The 12,612-nt window shown below is 73.2% G+C and carries 11 protein-coding genes; 6 read left to right on the top strand and 5 right to left on the bottom strand.

Features of this window, described 5'->3' with window-relative positions:
- Positions 1-234: 234 nt before the first annotated feature.
- Positions 235-720, bottom strand: coding sequence for a hypothetical protein (locus ABZ340_RS33645; RefSeq protein ID WP_358785676.1), 486 nt, complete (start codon positions 718-720; stop codon positions 235-237).
- A gap of 333 nt (positions 721-1,053) precedes the next feature.
- Here ABZ340_RS33645 and ABZ340_RS33640 point away from each other — a divergent pair, with 333 nt between their 5' ends.
- On the top strand, positions 1,054-1,719 hold the full coding sequence (locus tag ABZ340_RS33640) for a class F sortase (RefSeq protein ID WP_358785675.1): 666 nt from the start codon (positions 1,054-1,056) through the stop codon (positions 1,717-1,719).
- A 30-nt stretch (positions 1,720-1,749) separates the two neighbouring features.
- On the opposite strand, the gene ABZ340_RS33635 is transcribed toward ABZ340_RS33640, so the two are convergent.
- Entirely contained in the window at positions 1,750-2,586 is an 837-nt protein-coding gene (locus tag ABZ340_RS33635) for a polysaccharide deacetylase family protein (protein ID WP_358785674.1), read from the bottom strand.
- Positions 2,587-2,870: 284 nt separating this feature from the next.
- On the opposite strand from ABZ340_RS33635, the gene ABZ340_RS33630 reads away from it, so the two are divergent.
- Both ABZ340_RS33630 and ABZ340_RS33625 read left to right on the top strand, forming a co-directional pair.
- Complete coding sequence (locus ABZ340_RS33630; protein ID WP_358785673.1) at positions 2,871-3,332, top strand: universal stress protein; 462 nt, start codon at positions 2,871-2,873, stop codon at positions 3,330-3,332.
- 121 nt (positions 3,333-3,453) lie between these two features.
- Positions 3,454-4,866, top strand: coding sequence for an amino acid permease (locus ABZ340_RS33625; protein ID WP_358785672.1), 1,413 nt, complete (start codon positions 3,454-3,456; stop codon positions 4,864-4,866).
- A gap of 84 nt (positions 4,867-4,950) precedes the next feature.
- Here the strand turns inward: ABZ340_RS33625 and ABZ340_RS33620 are convergent, their stop codons facing one another.
- Positions 4,951-6,099, bottom strand: coding sequence for a CapA family protein (locus ABZ340_RS33620; protein WP_358785671.1), 1,149 nt, complete (start codon positions 6,097-6,099; stop codon positions 4,951-4,953).
- A gap of 230 nt (positions 6,100-6,329) precedes the next feature.
- Between ABZ340_RS33620 and ABZ340_RS33615 the strand changes: the two genes are divergently transcribed.
- Together ABZ340_RS33615 and ABZ340_RS33610 are read left to right on the top strand one after the other, a co-directional pair.
- Positions 6,330-6,887: a sigma-70 family RNA polymerase sigma factor gene (locus ABZ340_RS33615; RefSeq protein WP_358785670.1), complete on the top strand. Its 558-nt coding sequence runs from the start codon at positions 6,330-6,332 to the stop codon at positions 6,885-6,887.
- A 136-nt stretch (positions 6,888-7,023) separates the two neighbouring features.
- Positions 7,024-7,539, top strand: coding sequence for a hypothetical protein (locus ABZ340_RS33610; protein ID WP_358785669.1), 516 nt, complete (start codon positions 7,024-7,026; stop codon positions 7,537-7,539).
- Between the two features lie 256 nt (positions 7,540-7,795).
- On the opposite strand, the gene ABZ340_RS33605 is transcribed toward ABZ340_RS33610, so the two are convergent.
- Both ABZ340_RS33605 and ABZ340_RS33600 read right to left on the bottom strand, forming a co-directional pair.
- On the bottom strand, positions 7,796-8,626 hold the full coding sequence (locus ABZ340_RS33605; protein ID WP_358785668.1) for a SigB/SigF/SigG family RNA polymerase sigma factor: 831 nt from the start codon (positions 8,624-8,626) through the stop codon (positions 7,796-7,798).
- Between the two features lie 120 nt (positions 8,627-8,746).
- Positions 8,747-10,834 carry a SpoIIE family protein phosphatase gene (locus ABZ340_RS33600; protein WP_358785667.1) on the bottom strand — a complete coding sequence of 696 codons (2,088 nt, stop codon included), beginning with the start codon at positions 10,832-10,834 and terminating at the stop codon, positions 8,747-8,749.
- Between the two features lie 340 nt (positions 10,835-11,174).
- On the opposite strand from ABZ340_RS33600, the gene ABZ340_RS33595 reads away from it, so the two are divergent.
- Entirely contained in the window at positions 11,175-12,596 is a 1,422-nt protein-coding gene (locus ABZ340_RS33595; protein WP_358785666.1) for a lipase maturation factor family protein, read from the top strand.
- The last annotated feature ends 16 nt before the right edge of the window (positions 12,597-12,612 follow it).

Below are 12,612 nucleotides of genomic sequence, written 5' to 3'. Positions count from 1 at the left end.
TCTCCCGACCTGACCCCCTCCTCCCGCCCCCGGGGCGGCGCGGCGGGCGCCTGCCCCCGCCCGCCCCCCGGGCTTCGCCCCGGATCCTCCCTGGTCGGGATCCGGGGCGAAGCCCTGTCGGCGTGCGATCGGACGTGCCGGCGCGGGTACCGGGGAACAGGGGTGCCGGCCGGCGTCCCCACAGGGCCCGCCCCCGAGTGCGGAGCCTGACGCGTGGCCGGGGGACGGCGGAGGTCAGACGCGCTTCTCGGCCCGGCGGCGCATCCAGAACAGGCCGCCTCCGGCGGCGGCCGCGGCCACGAGTCCGCCGCCGATGGCGATGTCGGCCGGGGTCGCCCCGCTGGAGCTGCTGCCGCCGATGCCGCCGCGGACACCGCCGATGACGGTGAAGGCCGCCGGGCGGGTCAGGGTCTTGCCGGAGCAGTTGACCGTGATGTCGTACGAGCCCGGGCGGGCGTTGCGGTTGATGGTGGCGACGCCCTTGGAGGTCTCGTTGGCACCCTTGACCGGCGTCAGGGGGGTGGTCGGGAAGGCGCCCGAGGTCATCGTGCCGCCGTGCGGGCAGCCGTCGACCGTGACGGTCAGCTGGCCGCCGCGGGCGATGACGCTGGGCAGGGCGACGATGTTGCTCGGCGTGTCCCACGCGGCGGCCGTGGGGGCGGCGAGCCCGAGGACGGCGACCGCGGCGCCGGCGGCCGCCAGGGCACGAGTGTTGCGCATGTGTTCCTCCGCGGAAGACGCCCCGGGACCCGTTCCCGGTCGGTCGGCGAGAAAGCGTCTCCCACGAAGACCCTGAGTCGCCCCGCGCGGGGCCGCATGTCGGGGATGGTCCGTCCTGGTGAGCGGGCACGCCGGGGGAGAACCGCGCGAGTGGATATCACCGCAGGTCACGGACCGTCAGAAATTCCCTTCGGGTGAACACCCCGTATGGCGCACGGAAATGGGATTCGCCACCCGTTCGCTGCCGCCCCGTCGCCGGTCGGGCACGCGGCACTTAGCGTTTTTCCATGCGCGACATGACACGGCGACGGCCGTGTCGAGAGGGGATGGCGAATGTCTGCGTCCGAGCTGGCCGAAGAGGAGGAGCGGCACAGGAAGCGCGCTCCCTGGGGCGTCATAGCGCTTGTTCTGCTGACCGGCCTCGCGCTGATTCGGAATGGTTCGGGAGAGTTCGACGTGGGTCCGCCGCAGCCGGCGTCGGCGGCGGCGTCCGACAGCCGCGTCTCCCGCGGCACGTCCGCCGGCCAGGTCCTGAGGCCGCTGCCGTACGCCGTGCCCGACCGGGTGAGGATTCCCGCGATCCAGGTCGACGCGCCGATGATGCCGGTCGGTCTGGACGCGGACGGCTGGGTGGGCGCGCCGCCGCCACAGGACCCGAACCTGGCCGGCTGGTTCACCGGTGCCGTCTCCCCCGGCGAGAAGGGCACCGCCGTCGTCGTCGGCCATGTCGACAACAAGCAGGGCCCCGCCGTTTTCTACGGGCTCGGGGCCCTGAAGAAGGGAAACAAAGTAGAGATCTCCCGCCAGGACGGAAAGACCGCGGAGTTCGAGATCTACGGCATCGAGGTGTTCCGGAAGGACGATTTTCCCGGCGACCGGGTCTACGCCTCGAAAGGCAGCCCGGAATTGCGGGTCATCACCTGCGGCGGCGGTTACTCCCGGCAGAACGGGTACGAGGGGAACGTCGTCGCCTTCGCCCGCCTGACCGGGATCCGCTGAACGGTCCCCGGCCCGGCGGGCACCGGCCGGTCACGTGTACTGCCGGCGGGGCACGGTGATGTGGTAGCCGGAGTCCAGCAGGCGGGGCAGATAGCGGCGCAGCGCCGTCACGCTCTGGGAGCGGTCGCCCCCGGCGTCGTGGGAGAGCACCACGACGCCGGGGGCGGCGCCGTCCTCGACCCGGTCGACGATGGTGCGGCTGCCGGGGGTGGTCCAGTCGAGGGTGTCGACGGTCCAGGCGAGGGGCTCCATGCCGAGTTCGGCGCCGAGCTGGAAGGCGGCCCGGTTCCAGGCCCCGTAGGGGGCGCGGAACCACAGGGGGCGCTCCCCGTATGCCTCCTCGATGACATCGCAGGTGCGTTCCATCTCCCGGCGGATCCGGCGCCGGGTGAGACGGGTGAGCAGCGGGTGGGACCAGGTGTGGTTGCCGACGACGTGCCCGTCGTCGGCCATCCTGGCCAGCAGGTCCTTGTTGCCGTCCGCCATCTCCCCGCAGACGAAGAACATCGCACGCACCTCGTACTCGGCCAGCGTGTCGAGGATGTCCGGGGTGTAGCGGGGGTCGGGGCCGTCGTCGAAGGTCAGCACCATGGTGCGGCCGCGTCCGGACACGCGCAGCAGCGGCTCGCGCCGTACCGGGGGCCGGGCGGGCACGGCGCGCCGCGGACCGTATCCGGTCAGCGGCTGGAGGCGGTAGGCGGAGGGCTGGTGCGCGCGGCGTGCCGGCGGGCCCGCGACGGGGACGGCCGGACGGACCGGCGCGTCCCCGGTGCCGGTGGCGAGCACTCCGGCGGTGCCGGCCGCCCCCACGGCGGCGGCGCCGGCGAGCAACGCGCGGCGTCGGGTGAGCAACTGATCCTTCTTCATGACTCATCAGTCGCCCGGCGAGCGGGCGGCGCTCCCCCGCGACACCGGTGCGGCGGTGCGAATCCACCCGCCCGGCCCAGTGATCACGGGGCGGTGGCCCGGCCGCGTCCCGCCGGACGGCTCCGGACAGCGGACCGATCAGGGGTCCGGGCAGCGGCCCGACCAGGGTTCCGGACAGCGGACCGACCAGGGTTCCGGGCGGCGGACCGACCAGGGTTCCGGACAGCGGACCGATCAGGGTTCCGGGCGGCGGCCCGACCAGGGGTTTCCGATAGCCTCCCAGCGTGACGGAACAGCACTCCCCTCAGTTCGAGCGGGGCACGGACGGGCCGAAGGTCATCGTGGTCGGGGTGGACGGATCGGACTCCTCGCTCCGTGCCGCGGCCTACGCCGGCGGACTGGCCCGGCGGCAGCGGGCGCTGCTCGCCGTCGTGTACGTGCAGCCGGTGCTGGCGGCGGGCGCGGCGCTCGGGGCCCCGGTGGCCGACACCACCGACGAGATCGCCGAGGAACTGGTGGCGCAGATCCGGGAGGCGGCCGAGCGGGTCAAGGGGATATTCGAGGTGCGCTGGGAGTTCCACACCTTCCGCGGCGACCCCTACAACGGCCTGGTCAAGGCCGCCGACGAGCTGAAGGCGGACGCGGTGGTCGTGGGCGCCTCCGAGCAGGCCGGCCACCGGATCGTCGGCTCGGTGGCGGTCCGGCTGGTGAAGGCGGGGCGCTGGCCGGTGACGGTGGTGCCGTAACCCGGCCCGTCCTTGCCGGTCCTGCGCCGGGACCGGCGTGCGTGGCGTCTTCCGTCGCGGGCCGGACCGGGCCATCATGATCCGCCGTCAGCCGTTCGCCGATCACGAAGAGGTGAGGAGCATGGCCGGGTTCCGTCGGGGCGAGGGGATTCTCCGCCGCAAACCCATCGAACGCATCGAGGAGACGGAAGCCGGTGAGGGTCCACGGCTGGAGCGGTCGCTGGGGCTGTGGCAGCTCACCGCGATCGGTGTGGGCGGCATCATCGGCGCGGGCATCTTCACCCTCGCCGGGACGGTCGCCAACGGCACGGCGGGCCCCGCCGTCCTCGTCTCCTTCCTCATCGCCGGTGTGGCGAGCGCCGCGGCGGCGCTGTCGTACGCCGAGTTCGCCGGGATGATCCCGAAGGCGGGTTCCGCCTACACCTACGGCTACGCGGTGCTCGGCGAGCTCGCGGGCTGGTTCATCGGCTGGGACCTGCTGCTGGAGTACACGGCGATCGTCGCGGTGGTCGCCATCGGCATCTCCGGGTACTTCAGCTTCCTGGTCGGCGAGATGGGCGCCGACCTGCCGGCCTGGATGCTGGGCGCGCCCGGCACCGGGGAAGGACACAAGGTCGACCTGTTCGCGGCGGTCCTGTGCCTGTTCATCGCGTACCTGCTCAACCTCGGCATCAAGAACGCCGCCCGCTTCGAGATGGCGGTGGTCGTACTGAAGGTGCTGGTGGTGCTGCTGGTGATCGCGGTCGGTGTCTTCCACATCGACACCACGCACTACAACCCGTTCTTCCCGTACGGCGTCGGCGGGGCGTTCACGGGGGCGGCGACGGTGTTCTTCGCCGTGTTCGGCTACGACGCGATGTCGACGGCGGCCGAGGAGTCCAAGGACGCCCAGCGGCACATGCCGAAGGCGATCCTGTACTCGCTCGCCGTCTCGATGGTGCTGTACGTGGCCGCCTGCCTGGTCCTGACGGGCATGCAGGACTACCGGGACATCGACAAGGAGAGCGGCTTCTCGACGGCGTTCAAGTCGGTGGGGCTGGGCGGGCTGGCGGACGTCATCGCGGTCGGCGCGATCATCGGCATCCTCACGGTCATGTTCACGTTCATGCTCGGGGTGACCCGGGTGTGGTTCGCCATGTCCCGGGACGGTCTGCTGCCCAAGTGGTTCGCCAAGACGCACCCGACGCGCCACGTGCCGACCCGGGTCACCTGGATCGTCGGGGCGGCGTCGGCCGCCATCGCCGGGTTCCTGCCGATCGGCGAGGCGGCCGAGCTGACCAACATCGGCATCCTGCTGGCGTTCGTGGTGGTGTGCACGGCGGTGATCGTGCTGCGCTACCGGCAGCCGGACCTGCCGCGCACCTTCCGTACGCCGTGGATGCCGTTCGTGCCCGCGCTGGGGGTCGTCTTCTCGATCTGGCTGATCACGTTCCTGCAGTGGCAGACCTGGGTGCGCTTCGCCCTCTGGTTCGCGCTCGGGCTCGTGATCTACTTCGGCTACTCCTACCGGAAGTCGGAGCTGGCCCGGCGTTAGAGCCCCGAGCAGAAGGGGAGTCCGGCCGTTCCGGGTCGGTGCGGTGCCCGGCGTCCTCGACGGTCGCCGGGCGGCCGGCGCGGGCTACTCCCCCATCACCAGCCCGTCCTGCGCCGCGCCCCGGCTGAGCACCACGTCCCGGATGCGGTCGCGCACGGCGCGCACCTCGGCGCCCTGGGCGAGCGCCCGGTTGAGGTTCACCACCCGGCCGGCGTCGATGTCGAACAGCTGCGGGACGAACTCGGCCTTCGTCACCTCCCAGCGGCCGCCGGGCCGGGCGGGCGGGGCGAAGGTGAAGCGGGCGATCGTCGACTCGTTGCCGCGCGGGTCCGGTACGCCGTCGTGGTTGACCATCCCCCCGGCGATCTGGTCGCCCATCCCGTAGACCACCCAGGTCCCGTTGACCTTCTCGTACGCCTGCGGCACATGGGCGTGGGTGCCCAGGATCAGGTCGATGTCGGGGCGCCCGGCCGTGCGCGCGGCGGTGAGTTCCCGGGCCAGCGTCAGCTGCCGCTCGTCGGGCTCGTCCCGCCATTCCGTTCCCCAGTGCAGGGAGACGGCGACCACGTCGGCGCCCGCCCGCCGCGCCGCCCGGGCGTCCGCGAGGATCCTGTCGGCGTCGATGAGGTTCACCGCCCAGGGCTGCCCGGGCGGCAGCGGGATGCCGTTGGTGCCGTAGGTGTAGGCGAGGTGGGCCAGGCGGGCGCGGCCCGCGGGCAGGACGGTGACGGTCCGGGCCTCGCCCTCGGTGCGGGCCGATCCGGCGTGCCGCACGCCCGCGCGGTCCAGGGCGTCCAGGGTGCGGCGGATGCCGTCGGTGCCGTCGTCGAGGCTGTGGTTGGAGGCGGTGGAGCAGCCGTCGTAGCCGGTGGCGGCCAGCCCCCGGGCGACCTCGGGCGGCGATTTGAAGGTGGGGTAGCCGGTGTAGTCGCCGTTCTCGCCGTAGACGGTCTCCATGTGACACAGCGCCACGTCGGCGCCGGAGACGACGGGTGCGGCGCCGGCGAGCATGGGGCGGAAGTCGTAGCCGGCGCCGCCCGCGTCGAAGCGCGCCCGGTCGATGACCGAGCTGTGCGGCAGGACGTCGCCGGAGGCGACCAGGGTGAAGGCGCCGGTGTCGGCGGCGGAGGGGGCCGGGCTCCCGGGCGGCTCCCGGTCGCGGGCCTGGCAGGCCGCGCCCGCGGTGAGGACGGCCGTCAGGACGAGGGCCACCTGTCTGCTGCGTGTGATCATCCGCTCACCCCGCTCGGTCACTCGACACGAGAAAGTCACATTTACCCACAAACAGGTAAGAAGGCTTCCGCGGTCACGGGCGGCTCCGACACGCCCATTAGCCCGTCCGGCCCGCGCGGGCGGCGGCGGAACGACCGTTCGTCGAACCGTTCGCCGACGCGATCGACCGTCCGCCGCACTCACGGCGCACGACGCTGTCCCCGAAGGGCGCCCTGCGGTGCCATACGGCCATGACGGCCGGAACCACCCTCACCCCCACGACGACGAACGGGACGACCGCCGAGCACGAGCTCGCCGCGCTCCAGCGCGAGCACGGCCGGCCGCTGTTCGCGCTGCTGCTGCGGCTGTGCGACGGCGACCGGCAGCGCGCCGAGGACCTGGTGCAGGAGACCCTGGTCCGCGCCTGGCAGCATCCGGAGGCCCTGCGTGCCGACGCCTTCGACTCCGTACGGCCCTGGCTGCTCACCGTCGCCCGGCGGCTGGCGATCGACGCGCGCAGGGCCCGGCAGGCGCGCCCCGCGGAGGTCGGTGACGCCGCCCTGGAGAACGCGCGCGTCTGCGCCGATCACGCCGAACGGGCCGCCGCCGCCCTCGACGTACGGCAGGCTGTGAAGACACTCACGCCGGAGCACCGTGAAGTCCTGGTGCTCGTGTATTTCGAAGGGGCGAGTGTGGCAGAAGCGGCGGCGGCCCTCGGCATCCCGCCCGGTACCGTGAAATCCCGCGCATACTACGCACTGCGCGCCCTGCGCCGGGTTTTGCCCGGTTACACCGCCGACCTGCGGTGAAACCGGCAGCCGAGTCAAGCCTCCGTAAAGCGCCTTGCCGAGGACCCCCACGGGGTAATCGGCTGTTCCCATTCGCGTTCCGGACCGGGGGCCCGGGGCCGGGTGACGCGCACGCACCGGAGGAAGGCAGGAAGGGATGCTGCACAGAGGTCACGAGGGCACGGACGGCGCCGGCGACGGTGACCTGACCGTCCCCATGGCGTGGTTGTACGCCGAGTACATCGCCGACGAGCTGTTGCGCACCGGCGATCTGATGCCGCCGACGTCGTTCGAGTTCCGCGCCGGCCGGGACGCGCTGGCGCTGACCGTCTTCCTGTCCGACACCGACGGCGAGCTGCCCGGCATCCGGGTCGTCTCCCGGCTGGAGACCTGGCTGTCCCTGACCGCCTACGACCAGCCGTGGCAGGAGTGGGTGCGCGAGCGGCTGGACGAGGCCGCCGCCGACGCCGCCGCCTCCGGCCGGGGCGGCCCGGACCTGGAACTGGCCCGGGCCGCGTGGCGCTGGCTGCGGGAGACCGAGCTGCTCGCCCCCGACCTGAACGCCGTGCCCGGCCGCTCCGCCGTGGCCGGGGAGGACGAGGGGCCGAAGGTGTGGACGCCGGCGTGGCAGCTGGGCCTGCCGCTCGGCCATCTCGCGATCCACTTGTTCTAGGACCTGCCGTTGGGACCACGCCGCGGACGCGGGGCCCGGCACGCGCATCTGCGGCGTTGTCGCCGGTTGCCGGCTCCCCCACGCCCGGCTGCGCTCGCGGGGCCCCATCGCGTCGACGTCCTCCTCCGCCTTGCCGCCGCACGCACCAGGCCCCGCTCACCGGCATGACAAGCCGCCGCCGACGCCCTGCGCCCCGATCCGAACGGCAGGCCCCGGCCGGCGCCGCCCGGGACGGGGCCACGGCGGGGGCGGCGGCTCAGCGGGCCGCCAGCGTCTCCTCCCGGATGCGGGCGCAGGTCTGGCCGAGCAGGCGGGAGACGTGCATCTGGGAGATGCCCAGCCGTTCCCCGATGCGGCTCTGGGACCAGTCCTCGAAGAAGCGCAGGTAGAGGATGGCCCGCTCGCGCTGCGGCAGCCGGCGCACCGCCTCCTTGACGCTCTCGCGGTCGATCACGAGCTGGAAGCCGTGGTCCGGCTCCCCCAGCAGATCCGCCAGGGACGGCGCGTCCGCGCCGGCGCCCGTGTCGCCGTTCGCCGCGTCCAGGGACAGGGCACGGTAGCTCTCCAGGGCCGTCATGCCCTCGCGCACCTCCGCCTCGGTCAGCCGGGCGTGCCGGGCCAGGTCGGCGACGGCGGGCCGGGGGCTGCCGGGCGCCAGGCCGAGCTCGCCGTAGGCGGCGCGGACCGCGTTGCGCAGCTCCTGCACCCGGCGCGGGACCCGTACGTCCCACATCCGGTCGCGGAAGTGCCGCCGCAGCTCGCCCCTGATCGTGGGTATCGCGAACGGCTCGAACGGCCCCCTGTCCGGGTCGAACCGCCGGACCGCCTTGAGCAGGCCCAGCGCGGCGACCTGCCGCAGGTCCTCGGCGCTCTCGCCGCGGTCGCGAAAGCGCGCGGCCAGCCGGTGGGCCATCGGCAGCCACGCCTCCATCAGCTCCTCCTCGAGGCGCTCCTTCTCGGGGCCGTCGGCCAGGGCGGCGTAGCGGGTGAAGGCGGCGGTGACGGGGTCCGGGGCGTCCTGGGCTCCGGATCCGGGCCGGCGGTCGGCGGCGGACGGGTGCGGGCGGGGGGCGGCTGCGGTCGGCATGAAGGTCGGTTCCTCGCTGTGGGCTCGATCACTTTCCCTTACCGGCGTTCTGTGCCCACGCACCCCTTGCCGATATTCGGGACTTTTGTCCCTTATTTACAGGAATGCGGGACGACGGGTTCACTCCCGCCGGGGCACCACGAACTCGCACCACACGCACTTGCCGCCGCCTCGCGCCTCCACGCCCCACGCCTCGGTGAGCGTCTCGATCAGGACCAGCCCCCGCCCGGAGGCGCCGACCTCTCCCGCGTCGCGGCGGCGCGGCAGGGCGCTGGAGGAGTCCTCGACCTCGACGCGCAGCCTGCGGTCGGCACCGGTGAGGACCCGCAGGGTGACGACCGCGGCGCCCTCGGTGTGCATGAGGGCGTTGGTGACGAGTTCGTCGGCGGCCAGCTCGATCTCGTCGGCCCGCTCCTCTGCCCCCCAGGCGGTGACCGCGGCGCGGATCATGTGCCGGGCCCCGGCGAGCGCCTCGGCGTCCCCGGGGGCCACGTGCTGCTGGAGCCGTCCGCCGGTCCGCGGGACGTCCAGGCCGCGGCGACGCAGCAGGAGGAGGGCCACGTCGTCCTCGCCGCCGCGTTCCTCGAAGACGTCGATGAGCCGGCCGGCGAGGTCCCGTACGTCCTCGGGCCCGGCGGCGACGAGCGCGGCCAGGGCCTGCACGCCGTCGTCGAGGTCGGCGCCGGGCGTCTCCACCAGCCCGTCGGTGCACAGCAGCAGGGTGCTGCCGGGGTCGAGCTCCAGGGTGCCGACCGGGTAGGCCAGCCGCCCGAACTCCGCGGACAGGCCGAGCGGCATCCCGCCCTCGACGGGCACCCGGCGGCAGGTGCCGTCGGGGTGGCGCACCAGCGGGTCGATGTGCCCGGCCCGGACCACCTGGACCACCCCGGTGGCCAGGTCGGCCTCCGCGTACAGGCAGGTCGCGAAGCGGTCGGTGTCGAGTTCGTGGAGGAAGACGGAAGCGCGGGCCATCACGGTGGCCGGGGTGTGGCCCTCGGCGGCGTAGGCGCGCAGCACGATGCGCAGCTGGCCCATGACGGCGGCGGCGTGCGTGTCGTGGCCCTGGACGTCGCCGATGACGGCGCCGACGCGTCCGCCGGGCAGCGGGATGAGGTCGTACCAGTCGCCGCCGATGTCGCGGCCCAGGGAGCCGCCCAGGGTGGCGGCGCGGTAGCGGACGGCGACGTCGCAGCCCGGCACGCTGGGGATGGTGCGCGGCAGCATCGCCTGCTGGAGGCCCTGGGCGAGGTCCATCTCCTCCTCGTAGAGCATCGCCCGCTGCAGGCTCTGCGCGATGCTGCTGCCGAGGGCGACGAGCACGTTGCGGTCCTCGGGGGAGAACCCGTGCCGGTCGCCGTAGAGCAGGCCCATCGCCCCGATCGGGCGGGCCTGGGCGATCAGGGGCAGATAGGCGGCGGCGGTGATGCCGAGGTGGGTGAGGTGCGGCCACAGGACCGGGTAGCGCTCCGCGAACTCCTCCGGCGACTCGATGAAGCACGGGCTGAGGGTCCGTACGGCCTCGCTCATCGGATAGGGCTCGTCGATCCTGGTGATGCGGGTGCCGGGGACGAAGCTGTCGTCGGGGCCGTCGGCGACCAGCCGGATGCGTCCGCCCTCGACCAGGCCCATGACGAGGCTGGTGGCGCCCAGCCGGGTGAGGCCGTGAGTGTCCCGCAGGACGTCCATGACGTCGTCCACGGTGCGGGCGTGGGCGAGGGCGGCCGTGGCGGTCTGGACGACGTTGGTCTGCCGGCGGCGGGCCTCGTCCTGGGCGGCCTGCGCGCGGCGGGCCTCGATGTCGCCGATCTCCTCGGTGGCGTCGCGGACGATGCCGATGATGCGGTGGGGGCGGCCGGTCTCGTCGCGCCGGATGTATCCCTGGGTGTGGGTCCAGCGCAGTGTGCCGTCCCGGCAGCGGAGACGGAAGTAGGTGCCGTAGTTCTCGCTGCCGTCCTTCATGGCCCGGGCGACGAGGGCGTCCAGGCGGTGCCCCTCCGCCCGCGGCACCCGCGCGGACAGGCTCTCGGGCCGTCCGTCGAACTCCTCGGGGCGCAGATCGAACACCTCGTGGGCCTGGGCGTCCATGTGGAACAGGCCGGTGTCCAGGTCCCAGTCGAAGCTGCCCATGCGGTTGAGCGCCAGGATCGGGTCCGGGCGGGCGGGCCAGTCGTCCGGGAGGGACAGGGAGCTCGCTCCCCGATCAGCCATGGCCCCACCTTGCCAGGATTTGTCCGATTCTTCGACCTGTTCGGGTTTCCCTCTCGGCGCACTCGGCCACCGGCCCGCCCTCGGCCGCCGAAGACGTCCGCCGGGCCGCCGAGGGGGGAGGTCCGCTCCCCGCTCTCCCGTCTCGTCCCGGTACTGCCGCCCGTGCACTCCCACCCGTCGGGGTCACACGGTCACTACCCATGACTTTTGGTCACCATGGTCTGCTTCACCCGCTTGGGTTACGCGACCGGAGCGGCGGTACACGGAGGGTCGCCCGGGGGACCGGAGGAAGAGGGACAGGGCGCTCCGGCGCGAGGACGGGAGGAAGGAGCGCACGGCCGTGGAGTGGTTCACCGCACCCGACTACTGGCTGACCCGGCTGGTCTTCCAGCGGGCTCTGGCCGCCGTGTACCTGGTCGCGTTCCTGACGGCGGCCCTGCAGTTCCGGGCGCTGATCGGCGAGCGCGGCCTGCTGCCCGTGCCCCGCTTCACGGAGCGGGTGCCGTTCAAGCGGGCGCCGAGCCTGTTCCAGCTGCACTACTCCGACCGGTTCTTCGCGGTCTGCGCCTGGGCGGGCTGCGCGGTGTCGGCGGCGCTGCTGGCGGGGCTGGACTCCCTGCTGCCGCTGTGGGGCGCGATGCTGCTGTGGCTGGTGCCGTGGGCGCTGTACCTGTCGATCGTGAACGTCGGGCAGACCTGGTACTCGTTCGGCTGGGAGTCGCTGCTGCTGGAGGCCGGCTTCGTCGCCGTCCTGCTCGGCAACGACGAGGTGGCGCCGCCGGTCGTGGTGCTGTTCCTGCTGCGCTGGATCCTGTTCCGGGTGGAGTTCGGCGCGGGGCTGATCAAGATGCGCGGCGACGCGTGCTGGCGGAAGCTGACGTGCCTGGACTACCACCACGAGACCCAGCCGATGCCGGGCCCGCTGAGCTGGTTCTTCCACCATCTGCCCCGGCCCCTGCACCGCGTGGAGGTGGCCGCGAACCACGTCACCCAGCTGGTGGTGCCCTTCCTGCTGTTCACCCCGCAGCCCGTCGCCACGGCCGCCGCCGCGCTGATGATCGTCACCCAGCTGTGGCTGGTGCTGTCGGGCAACTTCTCCTGGCTGAACTGGATCACCATCGTGCTGGCCCTGTCGGCGGTGGAGTTCCCCGCCGATCCGCCGCCGGTGCCCGGCGCCCCGCTGTGGTACGAGGTCGTCGTGCTCGCGGTGGGCGCGCTGCTGGTGTTCCTCAGCCACCGGCCGGTCCGCAACATGATCTCCCGCCGCCAGGTGATGAACCGCTCCTTCGACCCCCTGCACCTGGTCAACACCTACGGCGCCTTCGGCAGCGTCAGCCGGATCCGGTACGAGGTGGTGATCGAGGGGACGGCCGATCCGGCGCCGCGCGAGGACGCGCGGTGGCGGGAGTACGAGTTCAAGGGCAAGCCCGGCGATCCGCGGCGGTGGCCGCGCCAGTTCGCCCCCTACCACCTGCGGCTGGACTGGCTGATGTGGTTCGCCGCGCTGTCGCCCGCGTACGCGGGGCCGTGGTTCGGCACGCTGGTCGAGCGGCTCCTGGAGAACGACCCCGCCACGCTGAAGCTGCTGCGCCGCTCGCCGTTCCCGCCGGGGGAGCCGCCGCGGTACATCCGCGCCCGGCTGTTCCGCTACCGGTACACGACCTGGCGCGAGCTGCGGGAGACGGGCACCTGCTGGGACCGGACGTATGTGCGGGAGTATCTGCCGCCCACGCGGCTGGCGGGGGCGGCGTGGCGGTCGTAGGCATCCGGGCCGGCGG

The organism is Streptomyces sp. NPDC006134 (assembly GCF_040628835.1).
Classification (GTDB): domain Bacteria; phylum Actinomycetota; class Actinomycetes; order Streptomycetales; family Streptomycetaceae; genus Streptomyces.
This window is presented reverse-complemented; position numbering and strand designations above follow the sequence as displayed.

Excerpts from the sequence above, each read along its gene's own strand:
- ABZ340_RS33645 (WP_358785676.1), bottom strand. The coding sequence starts at position 720 with ATGCGCAACACTCGTGCCCTGGCGGCCGCCGGCGCCGCGGTCGCCGTC.
- ABZ340_RS33640 (WP_358785675.1), top strand. The coding sequence starts at position 1,054 with ATGTCTGCGTCCGAGCTGGCCGAAGAGGAGGAGCGGCACAGGAAGCGC.
- ABZ340_RS33635 (WP_358785674.1), bottom strand. The coding sequence starts at position 2,586 with ATGAAGAAGGATCAGTTGCTCACCCGACGCCGCGCGTTGCTCGCCGGC.
- ABZ340_RS33625 (WP_358785672.1), top strand. The coding sequence starts at position 3,454 with ATGGCCGGGTTCCGTCGGGGCGAGGGGATTCTCCGCCGCAAACCCATC.
- ABZ340_RS33620 (WP_358785671.1), bottom strand. The coding sequence starts at position 6,099 with ATGATCACACGCAGCAGACAGGTGGCCCTCGTCCTGACGGCCGTCCTC.
- ABZ340_RS33615 (WP_358785670.1), top strand. The coding sequence starts at position 6,330 with ATGACGGCCGGAACCACCCTCACCCCCACGACGACGAACGGGACGACC.
- ABZ340_RS33610 (WP_358785669.1), top strand. The coding sequence starts at position 7,024 with ATGCTGCACAGAGGTCACGAGGGCACGGACGGCGCCGGCGACGGTGAC.
- ABZ340_RS33605 (WP_358785668.1), bottom strand. The coding sequence starts at position 8,626 with ATGCCGACCGCAGCCGCCCCCCGCCCGCACCCGTCCGCCGCCGACCGC.
- ABZ340_RS33600 (WP_358785667.1), bottom strand. The coding sequence starts at position 10,834 with ATGGCTGATCGGGGAGCGAGCTCCCTGTCCCTCCCGGACGACTGGCCC.